Origin of the sequence: Streptomyces sp. NPDC006552, assembly GCF_040611655.1 — a bacterium.
Classification (GTDB): Bacteria; Actinomycetota; Actinomycetes; order Streptomycetales; family Streptomycetaceae; genus Streptomyces.
The window spans coordinates 46,386-69,230 of record NZ_JBEXOS010000038.1; the positions used below are offsets into that span (position 1 = coordinate 46,386).

27 protein-coding genes and 4 pseudogenes are annotated in these 22,845 nt (G+C 68.9%); 25 read left to right on the forward strand and 6 right to left on the reverse strand.

Annotation, left to right across the window (positions count from 1 at the left end; all coding sequences use genetic code 11):
* The first annotated feature begins 29 nt into the window (after window positions 1-29).
* The 17 genes and pseudogenes from ABZY33_RS22010 (at window position 30) to ABZY33_RS22090 (ending at window position 8,556) form a co-directional block, all read left to right on the forward strand.
* Window positions 30-608, forward strand: a complete 579-nt coding sequence (locus tag ABZY33_RS22010) for a hypothetical protein (protein ID WP_356493317.1) — start codon at window positions 30-32, stop codon at window positions 606-608.
* Between the two features lie 40 nt (window positions 609-648).
* Window positions 649-1,125, forward strand: a complete 477-nt coding sequence (locus ABZY33_RS22015; protein WP_356493318.1) for a hypothetical protein — start codon at window positions 649-651, stop codon at window positions 1,123-1,125.
* Between the two features lie 115 nt (window positions 1,126-1,240).
* The gene (locus ABZY33_RS22020) at window positions 1,241-1,681 is read left to right on the forward strand and encodes a hypothetical protein (RefSeq protein WP_356493319.1); all 441 of its coding nucleotides are present in this window, start codon (window positions 1,241-1,243) and stop codon (window positions 1,679-1,681) included.
* Between the two features lie 61 nt (window positions 1,682-1,742).
* The gene (locus tag ABZY33_RS22025) at window positions 1,743-2,213 is read left to right on the forward strand and encodes a hypothetical protein (protein ID WP_356493320.1); all 471 of its coding nucleotides are present in this window, start codon (window positions 1,743-1,745) and stop codon (window positions 2,211-2,213) included.
* Window positions 2,214-2,343: 130 nt separating this feature from the next.
* Complete coding sequence (locus ABZY33_RS22030; RefSeq protein ID WP_356493321.1) at window positions 2,344-3,021, forward strand: GGDEF domain-containing protein; 678 nt, start codon at window positions 2,344-2,346, stop codon at window positions 3,019-3,021.
* The gene (locus ABZY33_RS22035; RefSeq protein ID WP_356493322.1) at window positions 3,018-3,464 is read left to right on the forward strand and encodes a hypothetical protein; all 447 of its coding nucleotides are present in this window, start codon (window positions 3,018-3,020) and stop codon (window positions 3,462-3,464) included. Before ABZY33_RS22030 ends, ABZY33_RS22035 begins: the two co-directional genes overlap by 4 nt.
* 113 nt (window positions 3,465-3,577) lie before the next feature.
* Complete coding sequence (locus ABZY33_RS22040; protein WP_356493323.1) at window positions 3,578-3,739, forward strand: hypothetical protein; 162 nt, start codon at window positions 3,578-3,580, stop codon at window positions 3,737-3,739.
* A 75-nt stretch (window positions 3,740-3,814) separates the two neighbouring features.
* On the forward strand, window positions 3,815-4,159 hold the full coding sequence (locus ABZY33_RS22045) for a hypothetical protein (protein ID WP_356493324.1): 345 nt from the start codon (window positions 3,815-3,817) through the stop codon (window positions 4,157-4,159).
* Window positions 4,156-4,680, forward strand: coding sequence for a WhiB family transcriptional regulator (locus tag ABZY33_RS22050; RefSeq protein WP_356493325.1), 525 nt, complete (start codon window positions 4,156-4,158; stop codon window positions 4,678-4,680). Before ABZY33_RS22045 ends, ABZY33_RS22050 begins: the two co-directional genes overlap by 4 nt.
* Window positions 4,680-5,186 carry a hypothetical protein gene (locus ABZY33_RS22055; protein ID WP_356493326.1) on the forward strand — a complete coding sequence of 169 codons (507 nt, stop codon included), beginning with the start codon at window positions 4,680-4,682 and terminating at the stop codon, window positions 5,184-5,186. Before ABZY33_RS22050 ends, ABZY33_RS22055 begins: the two co-directional genes overlap by 1 nt.
* Window positions 5,186-5,362, forward strand: coding sequence for a hypothetical protein (locus tag ABZY33_RS22060; protein ID WP_356493327.1), 177 nt, complete (start codon window positions 5,186-5,188; stop codon window positions 5,360-5,362). The genes ABZY33_RS22055 and ABZY33_RS22060 overlap by 1 nt, the downstream gene beginning before the upstream one ends.
* A gap of 25 nt (window positions 5,363-5,387) precedes the next feature.
* Window positions 5,388-5,801 carry an NUDIX hydrolase gene (locus ABZY33_RS22065; protein WP_356493328.1) on the forward strand — a complete coding sequence of 138 codons (414 nt, stop codon included), beginning with the start codon at window positions 5,388-5,390 and terminating at the stop codon, window positions 5,799-5,801.
* Window positions 5,802-5,902: 101 nt separating this feature from the next.
* Entirely contained in the window at window positions 5,903-6,424 is a 522-nt protein-coding gene (locus ABZY33_RS22070; RefSeq protein WP_356493329.1) for a hypothetical protein, read from the forward strand.
* Window positions 6,421-6,726, forward strand: coding sequence for a hypothetical protein (locus ABZY33_RS22075; RefSeq protein ID WP_356493330.1), 306 nt, complete (start codon window positions 6,421-6,423; stop codon window positions 6,724-6,726). The genes ABZY33_RS22070 and ABZY33_RS22075 overlap by 4 nt, the downstream gene beginning before the upstream one ends.
* Window positions 6,723-6,893: pseudogene (locus ABZY33_RS22080) on the forward strand (ATP/GTP-binding protein); the annotation flags it as partial. The gene ABZY33_RS22075 and the pseudogene ABZY33_RS22080, both read left to right, overlap by 4 nt.
* 205 nt (window positions 6,894-7,098) lie before the next feature.
* Window positions 7,099-7,326, forward strand: coding sequence for a hypothetical protein (locus ABZY33_RS22085; RefSeq protein ID WP_356493331.1), 228 nt, complete (start codon window positions 7,099-7,101; stop codon window positions 7,324-7,326).
* A 60-nt stretch (window positions 7,327-7,386) separates the two neighbouring features.
* On the forward strand, window positions 7,387-8,556 hold the full coding sequence (locus ABZY33_RS22090) for a hypothetical protein (protein ID WP_356493332.1): 1,170 nt from the start codon (window positions 7,387-7,389) through the stop codon (window positions 8,554-8,556).
* 364 nt (window positions 8,557-8,920) lie between these two features.
* On the opposite strand, the gene ABZY33_RS22095 is transcribed toward ABZY33_RS22090, so the two are convergent.
* From ABZY33_RS22095 to ABZY33_RS22105, 3 genes are all read right to left on the reverse strand, one after another.
* Window positions 8,921-9,295 (reverse strand): hypothetical protein, encoded by a 375-nt coding sequence (locus ABZY33_RS22095; protein WP_356493346.1) that lies wholly within the window; start codon window positions 9,293-9,295, stop codon window positions 8,921-8,923.
* Window positions 9,296-9,710: 415 nt separating this feature from the next.
* Complete coding sequence (locus ABZY33_RS22100; protein WP_356493333.1) at window positions 9,711-10,958, reverse strand: ParB/RepB/Spo0J family partition protein; 1,248 nt, start codon at window positions 10,956-10,958, stop codon at window positions 9,711-9,713.
* Window positions 10,955-12,109, reverse strand: coding sequence for a ParA family protein (locus ABZY33_RS22105; protein ID WP_356493334.1), 1,155 nt, complete (start codon window positions 12,107-12,109; stop codon window positions 10,955-10,957). Before ABZY33_RS22105 ends, ABZY33_RS22100 begins: the two co-directional genes overlap by 4 nt.
* Before the next feature lie 379 nt (window positions 12,110-12,488).
* Between ABZY33_RS22105 and ABZY33_RS22110 the strand changes: the two are divergent.
* Window positions 12,489-12,770: pseudogene (locus ABZY33_RS22110) on the forward strand (transposase); the annotation flags it as partial.
* Window positions 12,771-12,847: 77 nt separating this feature from the next.
* A complete protein-coding gene (locus ABZY33_RS22115; protein WP_356493347.1) occupies window positions 12,848-13,387 on the forward strand; it encodes a GNAT family N-acetyltransferase in 540 nt (179 codons plus the stop codon).
* A gap of 71 nt (window positions 13,388-13,458) precedes the next feature.
* Here ABZY33_RS22115 and ABZY33_RS22120 read toward each other — a convergent pair.
* Together ABZY33_RS22120 and ABZY33_RS22125 are read right to left on the reverse strand one after the other, a co-directional pair.
* Window positions 13,459-13,636: pseudogene (locus ABZY33_RS22120) on the reverse strand (IS110 family transposase); the annotation flags it as partial.
* A gap of 219 nt (window positions 13,637-13,855) precedes the next feature.
* Window positions 13,856-13,987, reverse strand: coding sequence for a helicase associated domain-containing protein (locus ABZY33_RS22125; protein WP_356493335.1), 132 nt, complete (start codon window positions 13,985-13,987; stop codon window positions 13,856-13,858).
* Between the two features lie 220 nt (window positions 13,988-14,207).
* On the opposite strand from ABZY33_RS22125, the gene ABZY33_RS22130 reads away from it, so the two are divergent.
* On the forward strand, window positions 14,208-15,281 hold the full coding sequence (locus tag ABZY33_RS22130) for a protein kinase family protein (protein WP_356493336.1): 1,074 nt from the start codon (window positions 14,208-14,210) through the stop codon (window positions 15,279-15,281).
* Window positions 15,282-16,365: 1,084 nt separating this feature from the next.
* On the opposite strand, the pseudogene ABZY33_RS22135 reads toward ABZY33_RS22130, so the two are convergent.
* Window positions 16,366-16,795: pseudogene (locus ABZY33_RS22135) on the reverse strand (transposase family protein); the annotation flags it as partial.
* A 399-nt stretch (window positions 16,796-17,194) separates the two neighbouring features.
* On the opposite strand from ABZY33_RS22135, the gene ABZY33_RS22140 reads away from it, so the two are divergent.
* The 5 genes from ABZY33_RS22140 (at window position 17,195) to ABZY33_RS22160 (ending at window position 22,669) form a co-directional block, all read left to right on the forward strand.
* Complete coding sequence (locus ABZY33_RS22140) at window positions 17,195-17,593, forward strand: hypothetical protein (RefSeq protein ID WP_356493337.1); 399 nt, start codon at window positions 17,195-17,197, stop codon at window positions 17,591-17,593.
* Window positions 17,590-19,746, forward strand: a complete 2,157-nt coding sequence (locus ABZY33_RS22145) for a hypothetical protein (RefSeq protein WP_356493338.1) — start codon at window positions 17,590-17,592, stop codon at window positions 19,744-19,746. Before ABZY33_RS22140 ends, ABZY33_RS22145 begins: the two co-directional genes overlap by 4 nt.
* 1,738 nt (window positions 19,747-21,484) lie before the next feature.
* Window positions 21,485-21,883 carry a hypothetical protein gene (locus ABZY33_RS22150; protein ID WP_356493339.1) on the forward strand — a complete coding sequence of 133 codons (399 nt, stop codon included), beginning with the start codon at window positions 21,485-21,487 and terminating at the stop codon, window positions 21,881-21,883.
* A 22-nt stretch (window positions 21,884-21,905) separates the two neighbouring features.
* On the forward strand, window positions 21,906-22,298 hold the full coding sequence (locus ABZY33_RS22155; protein WP_356493340.1) for a recombinase family protein: 393 nt from the start codon (window positions 21,906-21,908) through the stop codon (window positions 22,296-22,298).
* A complete protein-coding gene (locus ABZY33_RS22160; protein WP_356493341.1) occupies window positions 22,295-22,669 on the forward strand; it encodes a hypothetical protein in 375 nt (124 codons plus the stop codon). Before ABZY33_RS22155 ends, ABZY33_RS22160 begins: the two co-directional genes overlap by 4 nt.
* The last annotated feature ends 176 nt before the right edge of the window (window positions 22,670-22,845 follow it).

Sequence of the window (22,845 nt, forward strand, 5' to 3'; positions counted from 1 at the left end):
TCGTGCATCAACCCCGACAAGGAGCCACCGTGGCCCTCACCTTCTTCACCCGCCGCCCCTCCCCCGTTCCTACTGCCGCGTGCGTACCCGAGCCGTGTCCGCAGACGGGCGAGACCTGGCAGCCCGAGGGCGTCAGCGTCCGCGAGCGGTACTACAACCAGTCGCAGGCAATCGTCCTCGTGTACTGCCTCGACAGCGAAGGAGGCGCATGCTTCGTCGCGTGCCTGGGCTGCCACTACGCCTCCGCAAGAGACACGGACAGCACCTACCGCACGTGCTACAGCCTCACCGACGCGGCGAAGGCGGCGAACACGCACGCCACGGCGTGCCGCGCGCTGCCCCGCGCGATCCCGGCCCGCCCGGACGACGACACCGTGCGCGAGCGCCTGCACTCCTGGGCGCGCGGCCGTCGCAGCCGCAAGGAGGACGTCCAGCTCTGGTTGAGCGAACTGGATTTTAGCCGCCTCGCGCTCCAACGGTCCAAGGACTGGATCGTGGACGCGCTCCAGCAGCTCGCCACCGACCAGCCGGACATCCTCCCCGTCTCCCGCAGCGACTACGGCGACCACGTCTACACCAGCTACTACGCCTGCCGCCTGCAGGACTGACCGCCAGTTCGCCACGCAGCCCACCCGCCCCACTCGCTTCATGAGATTCGGAGAACCGATGCACACCGTCGACATAACTGACTCACCGCTGGAGCAGCTGCTGTCCCTGGTCGGCGAGCGCCTCGCCGATCAGCAGGCGGAGCAGGGCGAGAACGCCGCCGCGGCCGCCGCCGCGCACATCTACGAGCGCTACCCCGACACGCTGCGGCTCGTGGTCGACGAGGACGACTGGCGCGGACACCCGGCCGTCTCCGAGCACCGCCTCGCACCGGCTGCGAGCGCCCACATCGGGCAAGGTCTGTGGCTGGTCCACACCGGCACCAGCGCGAGCGACGACGAGGAACTGCGGCTGCTGATCCCCTGCGCGTGTGAACGCGGCTACGTCGACCTGCTCCTGGACGGCGACATGGATCTGCTCGGCATCCTCGCCGACTGCCAGCATCAGCCCGTCCGGATGCCGCACGGCAACCCCTACGACTGCGCCAGCCTGCCCGACTCCCGGCCCGCCACGGTCTGATCCGGCGAGCACCATCGGCCCCGCCCTCCCCGCCAACTGTGCGGTGGAGGGCGGGGCCGTGTGGTGCCCGCCGGACCACACCGGTCCGACGGCAGCCCTGGCAAAGGAGAGAACGATGCGTATCCCTTTCTTCGGCCGGCGCAAGCCGACCCAGACCCCCGCGGTCCCCGACAGCCCACTGTCGCTGCTAGACGAGGTCCTGACCCCCACCAGCAACGGCGAGCACATGGCCCTGCGCGGCGCCGACGACATCGCCGCCGTGCTGCATGAGCAGACCGAACGCGCCTACAGCGAGGCCATTCACGAACGCGCGAGCGCTGCCCGGCTCAACCAGACCGAGCTGCACCTCCAGCCCGGCGTCATCAACGCGCGCGGCGACGTCCTGGCCGACGTCCTCTACCTCGAGGCCGTCCTGCACGGCGCCCGCGACCGGCGGCTGGATCCCGCGCTCATCGTGCGCCTGGAAACAGCCGTCGACACGGGCCACGACCTGGTCGTCACGCTCGCCGAATGCGCCATCGCCACCGCCACAGCAACAACCCCCGGCGCCTCCTGACCTTGGCGCCACTCCAGCTCGCACCCGCCCTCGTGACCCGGACTTCTGGAGGCATCACTCCGTGCACCCCATACGCCGCACCGCCCCTGTCACCGTCGCTGCCCTGATCCTCGCGGTGACGCTCACCGCGTGCGGGGCGGGCACCCAGTCCCCCGCCCACCACGAGAGCCGGACGAAGAAGGCCGCCGGTATCGGACCTGTGTCCATCGTCTGCAACAAGGACATGTGGACGGACACCCGCCCCGACGACCTGAAGAAGGTGACCACGACGCCCGCCGACGGTGAACGAGGCAGGCGGGGCATGGTCCGCGTCACCCTCACCGGCGCCCAGCTCGTCACCTACTACAACCAGCTGGACCGCGACGCCCACCCCGGCTGGGACGGCGCCCAGCGGCCCGATCAAGAAGCTGTCTCCGGCCGCGTCTACGACGCCCTCACTACCGCGATCGACAAGGCCACAAAGGCACGCTCCAGCGCCGACCCGGCCCCCGAGATCGTCATCGACGACACCCTCGCCACCCAGGCCCCGTAGGCAGCAGGCGAATCCCGCCGACGGCGTCCTAGTACGCAGTAGCTCCGCCCCGGGACAGCCGCCCTGCTTGACCGGCTGACGACTGCCCCGGGCCCATCCATCCGTACGAGACGAGACGGAGAACCCAAGTATGTCCTCCCTCCTGCGCTTTCAGGCCCGGATCGGGCAGCGCACGCTCTTACTGACGACCGCCGCTCTCCCTCTGACCGGCTGGGCGGTCCACGCGACCGTACTGATCAAGCAGAACGCCGCTAAGGACAGGGACCCGCTGACCGGCCTGTTGCGCCGTGACGCCTATACCGCCCGCGGCCGCCGGCTCCTGGCCCGCCACGGCGACAAGGTGACCGTGGTCATGGTCGACGCCGACCATTTCAAGCAGATCAATGACGGCATGGGCCACGAGGCCGGGGACACGGTCCTCGCCGCGTTCGGAGTCCGCCTCACCGCGTGGGCGGGCCCGCGCGCGTCCATCGGCCGGCTCGGAGGCGATGAGTTCGGCGTCGTCCTGGAGCTGCCCGCCAGCCGACTGGAGCAGCGCCTCGCGCAGTTGGTCCGCATGCTGCACACGCCCGTCGTCCTCGAGGACGGGCGCGCCGTCGACGTGGCCGCCTCGGTTGGCGCCGCGACCCCGGCCTCGGTCGGCTCCCACGACCTGAGCCTGTTGCAACGGGCCGCCGACGCCGCGCTGTACGGCGGCAAGCACTCGGGTCGTGCGGTCGTCGCATCGCCCGCGCACACCACGGTGGCGACGGTCAACGGCCGTCGTGCCGGGCGTCCGGGCACGGCCGTGTGGGGGCGAGCGGCATGAGCACTGGACCCCTTTCGCCGGCGGGCGACTGGATCCGCGGCATCAGCATCCGGCAGCCGTGGGCCACCGCCATCGCCGCCGGGGCCAAGCCGATCGAGAACCGCCCGCAACCCTGGTTTTGGCGCGGCTGGCTCCTGTTGCACGCCGGTGTCCAGACCGACCGGCCTGCCCTGCGCCTGCCGCTGGTCGCCCGCGCGATCCGCGGCCGCGACCTGCCGACCGGCGCCGTGATCGGTGTCGCCCGGCTGACCGGTTGCCACCAGGACCCGGACGGGGCGCCGCCCTGCGGGCCATGGTCGGAGCCCGGCCAGTGGCACCTGGAGCTCGCCGATGTCCAGGAGCTCGCGCTGCCGGTCCCCGTCCGCGGTCGGCTCGGGCCCTGGAAGCCCAGCAAGGACCTGGTTGCCCAGGTGCTCCAGCAGCTGCCCGACTTCCGGCCGTGACCAGCCGGAGCATGAAGAAGCCGTCGTTCGAGCCGGGCCTGATCCCGGCTCCCGGCGCGCTCCTGGAATGACGCGACAGCCGGCACTTCGACCACTGGCAGGACCGCCCCTGCGTGTTGTGCGACAGGCCGACGCCGATGCGCTCCCACGCCAATGAGGCGGTGCACAAGACCTGCGCCGAAGGGTGGATCGCGGCGAACCCTGTCGAGGCCCGTCTCGGGCGGTTCGCCTCCGACGTCCAGGCCAAGCGCCGGCGCGACAACACCCACGCCTGACCCCTCCCCCGTTTTTCGCGGGCACCGGCCACCGGCCGGTGCCCGCCCCTGCGTATGCACGGAAGGAACCCAACTATGGCGACCTCCGCCATCACCGGTCCGTCGGCGCTCACCGCCGGCGAGGCCGTCGCCCTGACTCTGCTGCGCGACGGCTACACCCAGCGCACCATCCACACCCGCACCGACATCGACCTCGGCGCCCTGTACCGGCTGGCCGCCCGGCACAACGTCACCGCCCCGCACGGCACTTGTGAGGGCCACGACTGCTACGAGGCCCGCGGCGAGGACCCGTGCCGGCCCTGCGAACTGGCCCGTGCCCGCACCACCGCGCGCGCCCTGGCCCGCCAGCGCAGGACGATCCCGGCCGCCCTGCGCACCCGCCTGACCGCTAGCGCCCGCCGCAGGGCGGTGACCCGATGACATCCCACAACGCCCCGCGCATCCCCTTCCCGCACTCCACCACGCCCCTGGCCTGCCGCACCAACCCGGTCTGGTTCGCCCACGAACGGACCGACAACCCGGCCGCGCGCAAGGACATCGAGCGGGCCAAACAGGCCTGCTCCACCTGCCCCATCGCGGCCGACTGCCTGAAGTGGGCCCTGGCCCACGCCGACCTCATCCGCATCGGCATATGGGCGGCCACCACACCCCGCCAGCGCACTCAGCTGCGCCACCGCCTGGAGGATCGCCTCGGGCCCGACTGGGTCAACGTCATCGCCCGAGCCGACGCACGCGCCCGCCAACGCGCCACGCGCCCGCCGGAACCCGACTCCAGCCCGGTCCCGCAGGTGCACCCCCTTTGGTCCCACCCCTACCAGCCCTGGCGCGAGCCGCTCACCCCCGACCGGCAACAGCACAACCGCGAGCTGCTGCAACAAGCCCTCACCCAACTCACCACCCACGCTCCCGGCCCCACCGACACCCTGGCGGAGGCCCGCTGATGCACACCCAGCACTGCACCGTCGACGGCTGGGTCGACGCGATACCCGCCCCCGGGCCGAACGGCACCGCCGCCTTCGACCTGATCATCCAACCCGCCGACCTCGACATCGACGCCGTACCCGTCGCCAACGTCGTCGTCGACGACACCCCCGACACCGTCATCACCTGCACCAGCGACGACCCCCGGATCACCCGCGAGCTCCTGAACGGCATACAGCCCGGAGACCTGCTGCGCGTCACCGGCACTCTGGCCCAGCCTCCGGCAGCCGGGAAGAGCGCCCGGCTCACCGTCGGCATCCTGGAGGTCCTGGACACCGGACTCATCCCGGTCCTGAGCGACATGGTCCTCGACCGGTACGCCGACTACGTCGTCATTTTCGACGGAGAGAGTGGCCAGGTCCCCGTCTTTACCGCGAGCGGCCGGTGGGCCGGCCTGGCCGACAACCCCGACGCCATCGCCACCCTCATCGACACCGACCAGCGCGTGAACGGCGGTGACGCCTGATGGTCACCACCGCGCCCGCCCGCACCGTCCTGGAGCGCTTCCCCGTCGGCCACCCCCGCAGCTCCTGGCCCGCCGACGAATACGCCGCCGCCCAGCGCGATCAGGGCCTCGACGCACACGTCGTGATGGACCTGCGCACCGACCAGTTCCTCGTGGTCACCGACACCACCCACTGATCCACCACTTCACCGAGAGGCACACATGACCGAGACCGAGACCACTCGCTACACCGCCGACGTGGTCGCCCTGACTCCCGACGGCAACGTCCTGCTGATCGAGCGCGACTGGCCGCCGTTCGAGGGCGCCTGGGCCTTGCCGGGAGGCCACCAGGACGAGGGGGAGACCAGCCGCATGGCGGCCGCCCGGGAACTCCTGGAGGAGACCGGGGTCCGCGTCGACCCCAACCAGCTGCGCGAGATCGGCACCTGGAACCAGCCGGGCCGCGACCCGCGCGGCAGGTACAGCACCGACGCCTACCTCGCCGTCGTCCCCGCCGACACCCGGATTGCCGCCGGGGACGACGCCCGCACCGCCCGCTGGTGGCCCCTGGACGCGCTGCCGGAACGACTCGCATTCGACCACGCCGACATCCTCCGCGCGGCCACAACCTCCTGAGACACCGCCACGCGACACCAAGCGCCGCGCCCCGACCGGAAGGCCGGGGCGCGGCGCTTCCCCGTTCTCTCCCCTCCCCAGCACACCAGAGGAGACCCCACTTGTTAGCCACCCTGATCACCGCCGCCCTCGCGATCGTTGCCACCCTGCTGGGCGCGATCGTCAGCGGCCACTTCCAGGAGCGCGCCGCCGAACGGCAGGTGCGCGTCAGCCACGGCGAGGCAATCCGACGCGACCGCCTGGAGGCCGTCACCGCGCTCGCCTGCGCCGCCAGCGACCACCGCACGACGATGTGGAGGCGCGGCGACGCCGTCCTCAAGGGCGCCGGCCCCAAGCGGCTCGAAGCCCTGCGCGGCGAGAGCCACCTGACCCGCAGCGCGGTCACCCGCCCCCAGGTCGCGCTCCGCGTCCTCTTCGAGGACCAGGCCGTGCGCGCCGCCGCCGACCGCATGATCACGCTCACGTACGCGATCCGGGACGCGTACGCCACCACCGAGGACCTGACCGCCGCCCGCGAGGCCGCGAAGGTCGCGCACGACCAGTTCGTGAACACCGCCGCCCGCTACCTGAGCCTGGCCCCGTCGACGGCCAACCGCAACCCCGAACAGGAGCCCACCCGATGAAGCGCCCCACCTTCCGCCGCTGCGGGACCGCTCCCGGTGCCCTCTCCCCCGAGGACCAGGCCGTCGTCGACCAGTTCCGCGCGATGCTCGCCGCCGTACGCAACCCGCAGCCCTGGACGCCCGGCGACTCCCAGGAACGGGTCGGCCCGTTCGTGGAACGCGCGCACACCCGGCCCGGCGACGACCACGCCCCCGAGATGTCCTGCCCGCTGCACGCGGCCGCCGCGCTCATCACCGACAACGCTGGCCTCCAGACCTACTACGCCGCCCTTGCTCTCGACCCGCAGGGAGAAGCCGAATGAAGACCTTCCACCTGGACAACGCTCTGCCCGTCGACACGACGATCCCCGACCCGTCGCTAGCGGTTCTGATCGGCGCGGCCGGGTCGGGCAAGTCGACGTGGGCGCGGACCTGGCCCGCCACAGAGGTTCTGGAGCTCGACAGGTTCAGGGCCCTGGTCAGTGACGACTTCTCTGTCAAGTTCAGCGTGTTGAGGTGAAGTAGCCGCCCTGCACGGCCTCGGGACTGGTGAGCTCGATGGTGAGGTGTCGCGCATTCAGCTCAAAGGGCCGATCGGTCACTTTGGGTCATGCGGGCGGTGTCTAAGGTCCGACCCGGAGCGAATATGGTCGTCCGATCGCGCGTTCGAAGCGCTTCGGGAGAGGAGAGTGCCGGTGGACGTCGTCGCGATTATGGAAGCACTGGTTGAACAGGGCGTAACGGTGCTGTTCAAGGCCGACGCTGAGCGGATGGCAGAGGGGGGCAAGCCTTGGACCTTCGTCGCCAGTGGAGCGCCGTTGCGCGAGGACGTCCTTGTGCGAACCGATGCCGCGTCTGTGGAGCAATGCTTCGCAGCGTGCTTGCCCCGCCTGCGTGAGCTGGGCTTTTCGTTCCCTGAGTGAGAGAGCGGGTGTGAGCGAACCGCCGCCCTGGATGTCAGTGCCGGCTGCTTACATGAGCCCATGGACACCGTGCACACGACCGCCGCTCTCCTCCCGGACCCCGCCGAGCTCCGCGCGCACCTGCGCGCGCTGGCCGTGCTGGACCAGGCGATCTGCCGCGACCCGCGGTTCTCCCGCTACTCCTTCTCCACCACCTGGGGGCCTGGGACGGAAGCGGCCCTGATGGACAACGGCTCGGGTGACGACTTCTCCGTCCTATTCACCCCGGCCGGTGTGCTCGTCCGCGGCTTCGACCACGAGTCGGAGATGAGCCCGTACGGCACGAACGACGAACAGGTCTGGCCCGGTGTCATCGACGAGGTGCCCGCCGCGCTGCGCCCGCTCCTGGACGATCCGGCCTTTGTCGACGAGGGCCTCGGCGCCCCGCGGGTCACCGCCTGCCTGTGGTGGGAGGCCGGCGGCAGCGCCTGGCGCACCGGCTCGGGCATCGAGTTCCCCTCGGGCAGCCCGGACCCGGACGGCTCCGGGCACCTCTTCCGCCTCCTCACCGACCGCTCCCCCGAGGCCGTCCAGGCGTACTTCGAGGAGGACTACGGGCGGCCCGTCCCCCTCGACACCGTCCGCCACGTCCTCGCGGGCCACCCCCTGACCCTCGAAGCCGCCCGCGGCCTCAACCCGGCCGCGCTCTCCGACGAGGCCCTGCTCCGCCGGATCGCCGCCGACCCCGAGGTCGAGGCGTACCTCGCCTGCGACGGCGAGTTCGATCTCACGCGGACTGACCCCATCGAGTCGATCGCCCTGCCGGCCGGTCTCCCGGTGGAGCCCGTGGCCGGCTGCAACGCGGGAGGCACCCACTACCTCTGCGGCCCTGCCGGCTCCGACCGCGTCCGCCCTGTCCTCTACACCGACTCCGAGGGTCAGGCTTCCCTCATTGCGGAGTCCCTCGCGGAGGCCCTGACCCTGGCCATCGTCCTCCCTCCCTGGCACGACGCCCTGGCCGGCTTCCGTCCCCCCGCGCTCAACGCCGATTACCTTGAGGACAACCCGGACCACCCCGAGGTCCGCGACCGCCTCCTCGCCGCCCTCCGCCTCCCCCCGGCCACCGAGGCCGAGGTCCTGGCCCGCCTCCTCACCACGGCCGCCCGCACCGTCCCTGACGGCTTCCTCCCGTCGGTCGAGGGTGAGGGGGACGCGGCCTTCGAACCGATGCTCCGTCCGCCGGCCGAGTAGGACAGCCCCGCCGTGCGCCGCCTTCCGGACCGCCGAGGTCCTGCCGCGCTGCGGAGGGACGCCGATCTCACGCAGGTGCACTTGGAGGCTGACCGGGTTCATGGGCTGTCCTGGCTGGCTTGCCGGTGGGTGTTGTCGGCGTACACGTGGTGAACGTCCCCACCCGCGTACGGATGAAGAGGGCCAGCTGTGTGCGTTGAGACCTGCTGCTTGGTCGGTGAGAGGCGACGGGAGGCGGTCGACGGTGGTCCTGGAACAGCAACAACGCCCCCAGCTACCGGCTCAAGAACCGCCTCAAGGCTATCGAGCGCGAGAACGACGTCGCCTGACCATCCACGACGCTTCCGGCGGCCGAGCACTTCGATCAGTCGTTGATCACCCGTTGAAAAATCTCGGAGAACTCGCCGTTCTCGATCAGGCCGGCGATCACGCCGGTCATGCTGTCGATGCCGGGATCCCTGACGATCAGGCCATCCGAGACCCAGAAATACCGGTCCCCGAGGGCCTCATCGGTCCCTGTCCAGAGCTTCATCAGGCGCTCGACTTCCGCGACGGTGAACACGGTCGCGGTCCAACAGGATCCGTCCTTCAGAGTCACGAAGACATCGACGTTGCAGACCTCGTCCAAGTCCTCGCCGTTGCTAGGCAGGAGCGACACCTGGACGTTCTCCATGCGGACCCGATACCAGGGCTCGTCCCACCCTCGCTCGATCGGTTCAAATGATGTGCTGGAGCTGATCACGTGAGTGTCCCTGCTCGGGTCATCGAGCTCAACCGAGATCCTCTGTCCCGTTGCCTCTGCCTGCGGCCAGAGCCGGGGACGTTCGTCCGTACGCATCTGGGGAGACAGCTACTCCCTGAGCGGGCCCGGGATATCGGCGCTCCGGCCTGCGGCGACTGGATCCGTCGAGACGAAGTGCGGTGGACTCGGTACGTTGAGACGGGACAGCAGGCGGGGCACGGGCCTTCTTGCGTTCCCGATGCTCTCTGGGTTTGTTGTCCGCGGACAACAAACCCGCGGGCTCACATCCGTCCGAGGTGTTGCGCCCGAGGTGGAGAGCGGGTCACCTGTGCCAGCTGGCACCAGGAAGGCCCGTGCCTGCTGTTGGCAGGGCACGGGCCTTCAGGCGTTCTGCGACTCTAATAGAGGATTGCTACTTAGCGGTTGCTGCGGCCGTAGCTCGCCGCCGCTCGGCAATGTCGTTGACGATGTCCACGAGCCTCAGGAACTGTTCGTCGTCCATACGCTCGTCCAGGAAGCCGGCGGCCTTGGCTGCATTGTCGTACGGGAACTTCACGCCCGTGGTCACCTGCGGGCTGGCGCTGGTGGCCTCCGACTGCTGCCTGCGAGGAACGGGGACGTTCTCGGAGGCACCGTCGCGCCTGTCGATGGCCACCTGCTCGGTTGCTGCGTCTGCAGACGAGTCCATGTGATCGGCGCCCGACGGGGACGAGGGAGCAGGGACGGTGGGGGGGTTGTTGTCCGCGGACAACAAACTGGAGGCCGGTGCCGGGCCGCCCGTGGAAGCGGAGCCGGAGTCCGTGGAGGGCCCGGTCGGCTCCTGAGAGTTGTTGTCCGCGGACAACAACTCTCCAGAAGCGCCCTGTGACAGCGCCTCGCGCCCGGCAGCCAGAAGACGCTGCTCTTCCGCCTTCTGCCTTTCCGCGGACTGCTTGGCGACCTCGAGGTGCGCGAGTAGTTCGGCTGACCCCTGGCTTGGATCCTCCTTGAGGTGGCGTGCCAGAGTGCGGCCATCCCGTTCCGAGATCTCACCAGCGCTGAGCCTTGCCTGGATCTCCGTCGGCAAGGTCAGCAGGGCCAGCTGGTTGGTGACCCAGGATCGGTCCTTGCCCAGCCGCTTCGCGGCCCGGCTGCGGGCACCCCTCTCGCCGCCTTCTTCCGCGCAGATGTTGACGAGCTGTTCCACACCGCGGGCTCGTTCGATCACGTCGAAGTCTTCGCGGTCCAGGTTCTCCGCAAGGAGATGGTCGACGAAGTCCTCGCGAGAAGACGCCAGCTCGTCCCGGACGACGAAGTCGAGCTTCTCCAGCCCGACATGGCCCGCGCTGCGGAACCGGCGCTCGCCGTTGACGAGCACGTACTCGGCATCGTCCTTGAGCTTCGACCCGTGCTCCGGCCACAGCTTCAGGTAGGCGTCACGAGTGACAGCTACGCATGCGGCGAGCTGCACCTCCCGCAATTCCTCGCCGAAGCGCGTCATCTCTTCGTCGGAGCCGAAGTTGCGGCGTGGGTTCAGGGGAGTGGGGGAGACCTGCTCAAGGCGAAGTTTGACCAGCTCGTAGTCCGGGATGGTCCCTTCCGCGATGGCCTTGGCCTGGCCCCGGTCGCTGCGCCGGCGCCGGCTGATCGTGGGGGCTCCGACCTTGTCGGCGACGCTCATCCCTTGATCCTCCTTGCGATCGCGCGCAGGACCTGGGCCTGCTCACATTCAGGTTCATACGCCAGCAGCGGTTCCTTTCGGCGCACGGCCTCGCGCTGCTCCTTCAGCTCGGGGACAATGCCGAGGACCGGCTCGTCCATGCTCTGCCAGGACTGCAGCGACGACGTGGCGATGTACCCGTTGCGTGCGTCGTAGAGATTGACGACGAAGCCGAGCGTCTCGATCGTCACGTCCAGGTCGTCGCACATGTCGTCCATCTGCTCGGCGAGCATGTCGTAGGCGTCGCCCGAGGTGTCCTCCGCCTGAACCGGGATGACGATCCCGGACTGGCCGGGTTCTTCGCCCTCACGGGTCCGTCCGTAATACAGGGCGGTGTCCATGGCATAGCCCAGGCTCGGGGGACAGTCGATGACGATGAAGTCGAAGTCCTGCTCCACCGCCTCCATCACCCGCTCCAGGGCGGTCTCCTTGATCCGGACGGCTCGGGTGGTGGCCAACTTGGCGTCCAACAGGAAGGCGTCCTTGCAGGAGGGCAGCAGCCACAGCCGCTCCTCGAAGTCGCCGCCCTTTATCGGGACGAACAGGTCTTTGAGCTCGCGGTTCTTGTTCTCGTCGAGCATGTGCTTGGCCAGGCTGACCGAGTCGATCTCCAGTCGCTCGTGCCCGAGCTGCTTGGTCAGATGCCCCTGCGGGTCGAAGTCGATCAGGAGAACCTTCTGGCCGGTCTCCGCGAGCGCTTGGGCGACCCCGGCGGACACTGCCGTCTTACCCACGCCGCCCTTCTGGTTGCCGAAGACCAGGCGGCGAGCGCCCGTGGTCCGCGGCGTCCCAGGCCGTGGGGAAGGGTGGGAGTCCAGCCAGTGCCTGATCGCCTGGGCCATGCCCTGGTTATAGGAGACCTTGCGTGCCTTACTCGCGACCTTCAACTGCTCGTACAACCCGGTGGGCAGGTACGTCGCGAATGACATCCCTCCGCTGGTGTCTACGGCAGGGTGGCTGTCCAGGGCGATCCAGGAGGTCACGCCTTCCGTCACGGCGTCCTGGATGTCGGTGGTCCACTCAGCGGCACGCACTTTGAGTTCACGGCGGATGTCGGTCGGTAGTTTGGCAACTACCTTTTCCCGATCATCGGAGCTGTATGGAGCGGTCATGGCGCTACCTTAGTACCGTCGTGCTTCGGGGGAGGAATCTCCCGACTCGTGTTGCACAACTGTGCTGTCGTGTCTCGCTGGAGGTGAGCCAGTCTCCGTCGATCTGAATCATCTGGTCGCTCGTCTCAGTCGACCTTGACCATCTGTCGATCTGTCTCGCTCTTCTCGGCCCACTGCCGCACCGGGGTTCCCACGGCCGTCGCATCGGGTGGGCGCCGAGAACGGGGTTGGCGGCGCTGGAGGACTTCTGGCTGGAGTACGTAGACGCCCGGTGAGCCACATGGCGGGCCGCTTGAGGTGATGTGGCCGACGCGTTTCGAGGCAACCGGGCAGGCCGGGTTCCCTCCGTACCGGGCTGTGGGAGCGGGTGGCTCCGCTGATGCCGCCCGCTCGCGAACGGCGCCGCCGGCATCCCGGACGGCTGCGTGTTCCTGACCGCGGCTGGCGTCCTGTTCGTACTGCGGACCGGTGTCGCGTGGCGCGATGTCCCGGCCGAGGCGGTGGGCTGCTCGGGGTGACGGCCTGGCGTCGGCTGCGGGACTGGACCGAGGCCGGCGTCTGGCCTCGCCTGCATGTCGCCCTGTTGACCGAGCCTCGTCGCGCCGGCGTCCTGGACCTGGGCGACTGCTCCGTGGACGGCTCGCATGTCCGGGCCCTCAAAGACATCTCAGGGGGATGAGAAGTCAAGAGGGACCGCGCGTCTTGATCACCACTGAGGCCGCTGATTGGCTGGCCAACATGAATGATCTCGGACCCGTTGCGTGGCCGCCTGCACCGATCAAGACCGAGAGGCTCGTGCTGCGTGAGCCCGAGGCCTGGGACCGTGCGGCGTTCATCGAGCTGCACGCCTCGTCAAAGGTGCACACCTACCTCGGTGGCCCCCGTCCGCGTGATGAGCTTGAGCGCGAGATGCCCGAGGTGCCCGGGCGGTGGCCCGGGAGTTTCGTCGTCGATCTCGAAGGGGCGATGATCGGCCAGATCCTGCTCAGGAGAGCAACGGAGCACCTTTGCCCCACTGCCGTGGGGAAGGTCGATCTCGGCTACCTGTTCCTGCCGCGGGCGTGGGGATTCGGGTATGCCGCCGAGGCGTGCGCGGCGGCACTGGGCTGGCTCGAAGACATCCTTCCGGGTGAGCTGGTGGTACTCGCCACCCAGACCGCCAACGTCCGTTCGATGCGCCTCGCGGCAAAGCTGGGGTTCACCGAAGCGGAGAGGTTCCGGGCCTGGGACGCTGATCAGTGGCTCGGGCTGCGGGCTCCGGTCACGCCGTCTGATTGAGTTCGCGCTCGACAGCGTGGCTCTGTCGAAGTGCCGTAGTTCTCGTCGAGGAAGTCGGTCGCGTTGGCGGGTCATTCAGGCGCTGGAAGGAGCGATGCGAAGGCCTGCTGTTTGTCGAAAGGCTGCTGGGTCTTTGAGACAGTGGTGGAGCTGTCCGAGGAAGCGGTTCAGCAGGTGCCGTTGTGCGGCGGTATGCCAGTCTCCGTGCTCGCGTCGGCGTCGGTCGTGCGCGTTCGCTCCCGGTGAGGCGGTGAGGCGGTGAGGCGGTGAGGCGGTGAGGCGGTGAGGCGGTGAGGCGGTGAGGCGGTGAGGGGCCGACGGAACCCGCCAACTCGCCGGCCGGCGCGCCGCGATCCGGTCTGCGAGGCGGGAGGCGTCGCGCATGTTCTTGGCCTACTTCCCCACCGGGTATCCGTTCCAGACCGCGGTGGCCGGCGGCAGGAAGTGCCCGTGCGCCTGCGCCCACGCCTATGCGGCGAGGCCGTCGGCGAAGGCGTCCTCGCGCGGGGCCCACACCATGCCCAGTCCGTCCAGTTCCCGGCCCCGTTCCGGGTCGAGCCGGCCGGCCTTGTAGGAGCGCCTCTGGTGGGTCAGCCACACTGGGGGGTCTTGAAGGGGGAGGGGGTTCTGGTCTGGTGGTGTGGCAGGGGTGCTCAGTGTGTCTTCGCTCGGCCTCACCACGACCGTTGCACGGGGGCTGATGGCACGGGGTGCGTCGCGGTTACCGTGACCGCTGGCGTGAGAGTGTGGTCCGCAAATCCCGCCCGGATGTTCGCTCTGGCTGCCTGCCCATAGGGCGGATGACCGGCTGGAGGCCTTGGTGACGAGTCCTGATCTGTCCCGCGGAGCCCGTCTGGCCGCTCATGCGGTCGTTTCCGCGCAGTTGGCGCGTGACAGCGATCGGGAGCTGCGTGGCGTCGTGGACGCTGGCACACCTGTTGGTGCCGGTATCGGCGGGCAGACGGTTCTGCTGGAGGTCGAGGGAACGCCGGTTTTCGTCAAGCAGATCCGGCTGACCGACCTGGAACGACAGCCGCTGAACGTGCACTCAACGGCGAACCTGTTCGGGCTGCCCGTCTTCTGCCACTACGGTGTCGGCCGGATCGGCGGCCCAGGGTTTGGGGCCTGGCGTGAGCTGGCCGTACACACGATGACGACGAACTGGGTGCTCGCGGGGGACTACGACGGTTTCCCTCTGCTGTATCACTGGCGCATACTGCCGGACTCAGGTCAGCCGCTTCACGAGGAACTGGCCGATGTGGAACGCGCAGTGGCCTACTGGGGAGGCGGCGCGGAGTTCCGCGGTCGACTCGAGGGACTGCGGGATTCCTCGGCGAGCATCGTGCTGTTCCAGGAATACATCCCGCAGAATCTGCACGACTGGCTGGGCACCCAGGTCGAGGCCGGAGCCGAGGAAGCCGAACGGGCCTGCGCGATGGTGGAGAAGGAACTTCAAGCCGGCATCGCGTTCATGAACGCCCGCGGGCTGCTCCACTTCGACGCCCACTTTGAGAACGTCCTCACCGACGGCCGATGCCTCTTCTTCGCCGACTACGGCCTCGCGATCTCCTCCCGTTTCGAACTCGCACCGGACGAGGCCGGCTTCTTCGCCGACCACAGCGTCTACGACCAGGCCTACGCCGTCACGCATCTGGTGAACTGGCTGGCTGTCGCTCTGTACGGCTACAACCCGGACGAACGCAGGACGTTCATCCGCGACTGCGCGGCGGGCCAGCCTCCCTCAGATGTTCCAGCGAGCATCGCGAAAACCCTGATGCGTCACGCGCCGACCGCCGCGGTGATGGGTGACTTCTACCGCCAATTCCAGCAGAAGAGCCGAACGGTTCCTTACCCGTTGGAAGCGCTCCGCCGCACCATCGGCCGTGGCCGGTAGCCGAGTTCGGTCAGTTCGATGGTGCAGGGCCGGTGGGGGGACGGGTTCAGCGTGGTGGCGGTAGGCGGTCGGGCTGTGCTGGACGCGTGGGCGGTTGCTGCGGGTCGCGGCCGGGGGCGGCGGCCCGCAACGCCGGACACTGTACGGCGGGGCCAGGGCTACACCCTGCGCGTCACCGCCGTCCCCTCCATGCAACGCTCGTTCCTTGCCCGCTGCCAGCCACTCGACGCTGGCCACGGATTCCCCACGACCTTTGCCGAGCGCAAGGCCCGCCACGAGTACGAGAACCGTGTCACCGCTCTCAGAGCCCCGGTCTGACCAAGGTCACCGGCTTGAAGTGCACTGGTGGCGGCCATCCGGGTGCGCCGGGCATGGGTCGCTGCGTGTCGTGGGTAGCGTCGTCCCGGGCGGGTTTCGGGTCTGGGGCGGGTTGTCGGTGGTCGCTGCCAGACTGGGCGGTTGATCATGCGTCAGGAAGAACTGGGGGAGTGCCCGATGGCGGGGAAGAACACGCGCGGGCCGTATGGGTCGACGACCGCGCTGCGTGAGGACGTGCTGCGGGTCCTGGGTGTGCTGAAGGTCGCGACCTGCGAGCAGATCCAGGAGCTGACCCGCCCGCACCTGACCTACCGCCACCGCCGTGATCCGGGCCGGCGTACCAAGCCGCACCGCAACGCCGCCCTCGACCTGGCCCTGCACGGGTTGACCGTCTCGGAAGGATTCACGCGGGAGGGCCGCAAGCTGTGGGGGCTGACCACCGCCGGCCTTCAGGCCGCCGCCCAGGTCCTTCAGCGCCCGCTGCACGAGATGGGCTCCGCCGCCCGCGGCGCCGCCTCGCACGGCGCGGTCCACGCGATGGCCGTTAACGCCACGTCCAGGCCCTGCTGCGCCCCAAGCCCGACGAGGACCAGGCGGCGCTGCTGCCTGCCGTGGACCAGGCCGTCGTCGAAACCCTCCCGGAAGGGCTGGGACAGTTGGAGAATATGTGGACCGAGGTGCCACTGCCGATCACCGGCAGCGAAACCGCACCCGGCCGGGGCAGCGCGCAGGCCGACCTCGTCCTGTCCGCCCCTGAACACGATCTGCCGGTCGTGTTCGTGCGCAGTCGAACGCCCTCGGTCTGGGCGAAGGCGAACACGTCCTCCAGCGTCCGCAGGCGCACGCCGGTCCAGGCCGGGACAGCGAAACCCCGCCCCGCCAGGAGACCACGCACCTCACCCACCGCCCGGGTGACAGTGGAGCGGTCCACTCCGTACATCAAGGCCAGCACCGCGTGCGGCAGGTCGTGGCGCAAGTGGATGAGCGTGGCCACCACCCGGTCCACGAACACCAGCCGATGACGGGCACCAGCCCCCGGCGCTCGCCTTCTCTCACTGCCCCACATCTGGTGCCGACGGCGCTCGACCTCTGCCACCCATGGCTGGGCCATCCGCTGTCAGAGACGACAAATGAGCCCAAGAGATCCCCGTGAACAACGGATGTGCCAGAACTGAACGATCCACCGTGCCCTTCACCAGCAGAGCATGCCCCCCCGCTATCACGCACCAACTCGTAAGGGCGCAGGCTTTAGCGGTGGTTGCTGTCGCATGTCAGTCGGGTCGCCCGCGCTCCGCTGTCTGGCAGAGCGGGATGCGGCGCCGTCGCCATGAGCGCAGCAGCGCCAGAAACTCCGCACATGCCAGCGCCGGCCGGGGTGGACACCCGGGCGATGGTTTCCACCGGTGCTGAGAGCCGCGTCTCTGTCTGGGGTGTGACAACTCCGGCCCTCTACGACAGCGGGTGGACGTCGGCAAGGCATCTGGTTTTGGTCATTCTCGCCGACTCTGTCCCCGCGTATCGGCGTCTCTGCGACCCTTTCTCCTTGCACAAAGTGATCGTTCAATCACGTAGTGATCTTTAGCGGGGTGAAGGCCATGCTTGAGCAGGCGCAACTGGTAGTGATGGCGGGTGCAGCCGCAACTGCACTGGTCGCGGAGATGACCAAGGACAGCTGGGCATCGATGCGGTCCCTGGCGGCCCGGCTTTTCCGGCACGGGGGCGCAGAGGAGGAAGAACGCCAGCTTGCCCGGCTCACCGCCGATCAGGCACAGGCAGCCACGTCGGACCGCGCGGTGCTGCAGGACAGGTGGAGCCGACGGCTGCTGACACTGGTGGAGGACTTCCCCGAAGCAGCCGAGGAACTGGCAGAAATGGCGCGCCGCAAGCCGGATGAGCCGCAGACCGGAGTGAATCAGACAGCGGAGAACAACACCGGCTCGGTCATTCAGATCGGCAGGGACAACTCCGGCAGCCTGAACACGGAGAAAAGGTGACTACGTCGAACGGGCCCGACCTGCCTCCGCCCCCCGCCACACCCCCTCCTCAACAGTCTGCATTCGGCAACACCGGCCCTACCGTCCAGGTCGGCGGCTCCAATACGGGCAACATCAACATCACGGGGACGCGCAAACTGCCCGCTACCCCCGTGCCGCGGGGTGAAATGGAGGCGGCTCGGGAACCGCTTTGGGCCCACACTCCCACCCCACAACAGGCTGCGAACGCGCTCGCTGCACACGGTCTCGCCGTCATCGTGGGGGAACGCGGCGCCGGGCGGCGCATCTCAGCAGTCCGCGCTCTGCACACTCACCTCTCGACCCCGGCGAGACCGCTCCAGCTTTTCGACCTCGCAGCAGACTGGGACGAGGACGAAGTCCCAGAACGGGAAGTCCTGCCCGAGCCGATCGCCGGACACGGTTACCTGATCGACGCGGCCAAGCGGCCCCTGTCCGAGGCCGCTGCCGGCGTACTCATCACGTGGGCCGAAGAACTTCACACGGCGGGCGGCTGCCTGGTCGTAACCGGCAGCAAGCGCGACTGGCGCGGCGACGGCCGCTTCGAAATCGGGGCGGTACGGCCGGATGCTGTGCAGGTCGCCCGCAACCACCTGGCCCACTCCGGCCGCCACGCGCAAGCGGCGTGGCTGCAACAGGACCCTCAGCGCACCGCGGCACGCGGCTTCATCCGCCAGGCCGCTCCCGATCGCACCGTCGGCGTTCTGTCTGACCTCATCAACCGCAGCGTCAGCCCGAACGACGCTTGCCTGATTGCCGGGCGTCTGAGCAACGTGGACCCCGACCGCCTGGCCAAAGCAGTCGAACTGCGAGACACCCACACGGCTGACTCATCGGAACACGAGCGGGGACTCAAGGAGCTCCGCGCGATCCGAGAGGAAGTCCTGCTGTGGACGGACTTCCTGGAGCAGACGCTCACCGGCACGGGCACTCGCGGGCAGGACCGAGTGATGCTGCTCGCCGCCGCCTACCTCGAGGGCGCCCCCCTCGAACTGTGCATCAAGGCAGCCACCGTTTTCGGCCTCCGCGAGGAGTCGCCCGCGCGCCGTTACCGTGAAGGACGCAGTCCCCGTCGCCGCCTGCGCGACGTCGGCGTCGACATCACTTCCAACGACACGGCCGCCTTCCACAGCCGCCCCGACCTCGCCCTCGCCGCCATCCGCATGGACTGGCATCACTGGGCCGACGAACGAGGTGAAACCAGAGACTGGCTTGCCCGCATCACCGGCCCCGGCGGGGTTGCCAAGGCGTGGGCCGAGCAGATCGGGTCCCGTCTCCTGGACCTGTCCACCACAGAGGCTGATCCCCCCTTCTTCAATATCCTGGACACCTGGATCACCACTTCCCCGGACGAGGCGCGCCTCCGTATCGTCACCAAGCTCATTGCTCGAGCCGCTGATACCGAAGAGCTCGCCCGCACCGCACACAAACAGCTCCTGGACTGGGCGAGAAAGCCGAACGTGCCTCAGCGGAAGGTCGTCGCGTGGGCATGCGAGGGCCGCTACGGCGTGCGATGGCCCCACATGGCGCTGGTCCGACTACGGCACATCCTGTCGATCGACGACGAGGCCACCCGCATCGCAGCAACGGCCCTGACCGCACACGCGGCAAAGAGCGCCGACGGGCTCAAACAAGTCGTGGAGACGATCGAGACCTGGTTCGAGAAATACCCCGCACATCTCGCTGGCTCCCGGGCCTTCCTCGCGCTCACCGACCCCGCGCACAGCGTCCTGGACAGCCTGATGAGTGCCGCACAGGTAGCTCCCACTATCCGGGACTTCCTGATCAGCGGCTGGATGCAGACATTACGACAGCCAGACGTACGCGACCACGCACACCAGGTTCTGCTCGGTTGGGCCCGATCCGCACACGAGGGTCGGCTGGATCGCGACACCACCTTCGGCATCCTTACCGATGTACGTAACGCTCACACCCCGCTCGACGCCCTGGCCCGCTTCCTCTACGGAAGCCCCGACCAAGACGACCAGGCGCTCATCGAAGCACGCCTCGCACTGGCCAACCTGCGAGCCTGCAACCACACCCACTGCCCCGAAGCCCACTGCCCGCTCAAGCAGACCGCTGGCGCCTCCCCGGACACCAGCCCTGCTGGAGGCACAGGTGAACCCCAACCATGAAACCCCCGCAGGACACCAACGCGTCACGTTCCCGCTGACCCGGTGGCTGCTGGCACCGCTGACCACTTGGCGCGCCCGGCGCCTGGCAGCCACATACGGACCCGGCATAGATGCACGCACCGCCTGGGCACTAGCCCGCACGGCTACTCACCCGGAGGAGAGGCCCTTCGCCATGAATCATCTGAGCGAAGAGAAGGAAGGGAAAAAGGAGGACGACCTGTAACCGGAAGGCGCCCTCCTTAGCTCAGGGCAGGGCTGCAGCCGTTGCGGAAGAAGCCCTGGAAGGCGGTACCACTCGTTACCGGAAGCCAGTTCACGCGCACGCGAGGTTCTCGGGGACATTGGTCATACCGCGTTGGGGGATCGCGTAGATCCCTGGTGCGGTTTGCACGGAATCTAGCTGGGAGCCGGCCTGGCCCGCACCGCGCCTGGCTGCATGAATGAGCAAGGCACCGCCGTGCACAGTCGGCTCCCACCGTCAGGTCCGCCGCTGCAAGCAGCCACACGCTGGCCTGGCTCCTGGCCCTCGGGCTGTGCATGGCACCGTGCACGGTAGGTCCAGTCGGCGTCGGCCGGGGCGGCAGATCTGCTTGCAGGGGCACTGGTGGGCCTTCTGCGCAGCGCCACGTCAGGCCGGAAAAGGCGCACCAGCCGGGGTGCGCAGTTGGGCCGCGCGTGACCTGGTGCAGCTGCGCACTGCGTGCCGTGGACGTTGTGCAGCGCTTTTGATTTGCGGTGCGCAGTGACTGGCACGTCTTTTCGCCTGTTGTCCGGTGTGGTGCGCAGACCTTGAGCCGGGACGGAAAAGGCGCACCAGCGGACCCTGCACACACTACGCAGTGACCGGCGCCAACCATTGCGCACCGGTCGGCTGGTGCGCCTTCAGCCTTGCGTGTACAGGCCACTGGTGCGCCTTTTCCACCCGCTGCCGGGCGCGCTGCGCAGTCTGCGCAGCAGGCAGTGCGCAGATCCGGCTGGCTGGCCGACTGGTGCGCGTTTTCGAACTTCCTGCAGGGGCCACTGGTGCGCGTTTTCGTTCCGCGTACCGGTCCGCTGCTACGCAGTCTGCGCAGCGGTGCGGCCCGCTGAGGCAGAGCGGGGGAGGGCCCGCGCGGCCCATTCCAAAATTTTGGAATGAACCAAGGGCTTGTCTCAACGGCCGGCGACGAGCCAAGACGTGGCCGGTCCACACACCTGCACCTCGTTGGCGGCGATGAACCTCTATTTAGGCCCCAAATAGAGGTGTCGGCGTGAGTAGACGGCTTGCCCAGGGGGTTTGACCTGGGAAAACGCCGGCTCCTCGAATGTGGGCCGAACAACCTACAGTCCAACCGAAGGCGCACCGGTCCGGGCAACGGTTCAGCCGCCTGTGGGAGCAACCTGCCAGGCGCCCATGTGGGGCGGGCTGAGTCACTGCCTGGGCCATACCCCGAACAGTGACCCACGAGCCGGCGCAAGCCGTGCTTGCCCTCGCACGGCTTGCCCACCACAGGGCAGGCCGTGCGAGGGCCGGGCAAGCCCTCTTGCCTCCTGGCCGGGGGGCGCGCCGTTGAAGTGGTGCGCGTTCGCGGGATACTGGCCGGCCCTCCTGTCGTTGCCGCTTACGTTGCGGCCCCGTGGCCTGTTCCGCCGCCGCTGACAGTCACGACACCACGCATTCACAGGGGACGGGATTGTTGTCGGTGGTGACTGACATGCTGGGTGGTTGATCATGCGGCGCAACGTCGGGGAGTCGACGATGGCAGGAAAGAACACGTGCTGGCCCTACGGGTCGACGACCGCGCTGCGCGAGGACGTGCTCCGCGTCCTGGGCGTGATGAAGGTCGCGACCGGCGAGCAGGTCCAAGCCCTGACCCGCCCGCACCTGACCTACCATCACCGTCGTGATCCGGGCTGGCGCACCAAGCCGCACCGCAACGCCGCCCTCGACCTGGCCCTGCACGGACTGACCGTCTCGGAAGGATCGACGCGGGAAGGCCGCAAGTTGTGGGGGCTGACCATCGCCGGCCTTCAGGCCGCCGCCCAGGTCCTGCAGCGCCCGCTGCACGAGATGGGCTCCACCGCCCGCGGCGCCGCCACCCACGGCGCGGCCCACGCGAGCCGTCTCGGCGGATGCATACCGTCAAACGCAGCGTAGGGAGTGTCGTCATTTGCGGCTAGTGGCACGGTTCTTACAGGCACCCCAACTCCGTACGCGCGAGATCGGGTTCACCTCGCTGCACGAGAGCCTCGACACGACGACCCCCGGCGGACGGCTCGTCTTCCACGTCTCCGCCGCCCTGGCGGAGTTCATCCGCGAACTCATCGTCCAGGGCACCCGCGAGGGCCTGGCCGCCGCCCGCGCCCGCGGCCGGGTCGGCGGACGCCCCACCGTCGCCACCGAGGAAGTCATCAAGGCCGCCCGCGACCTGCTGCCCGACCCGGGCCGCTCGATCACCTCGATCGCCAAGCTCCTGAACGTCTCCCCGGGCACCCTCTACAACCACATCCCCGACCTGCGCGACCTGCGGGCAGCCGGGGCCGTTCCCCAGCAGCTGGAGGCCAGCACGTGACCAAGAACCCCGACACCCCGGCCGTCCAGGCTCTGACCGTGGGCCAGCTCCGCGAAGTCCTCGCGGCGTACGACGACGACACCTTCGCCCTCGGCCCGCGCGAGACGTTCGACTGGCCGATGATCGAGTCCGAGCGGAGCGACCAAGCCCGGACCCGCCTCGGGTCCCACGGCATGCAGCGGGACCCGGACACCGGAACGGTCACCTGCCCCGCCGGAATGGACACGGCGCGAGCGGAAGCCCTCTGGGACCAGGTCAAGACCGAGATGGACAACTGGGTGCTCGACCTCATCGACGACGTACGCCAGGGCAAGCCCACCGCACCCGACGCCGAGCGCACCGCCGGCCACACGTGGGTCCGCCCCCTGTAGTCCCCAGCCACAGGAAGCCGCTGGCCAAACCCATGATCAATCTCAACGGCACTTCCTGTACCGCAACTACTCACACCCGAGGTCGGCGGCGAAGCGGGGCAGGGCCTCGTACGTGGGCACGGTGAACTCTTCCAGGAAGCACGAACCCCCGGCCGGTGGCCGGGGGCGAGGGTGGC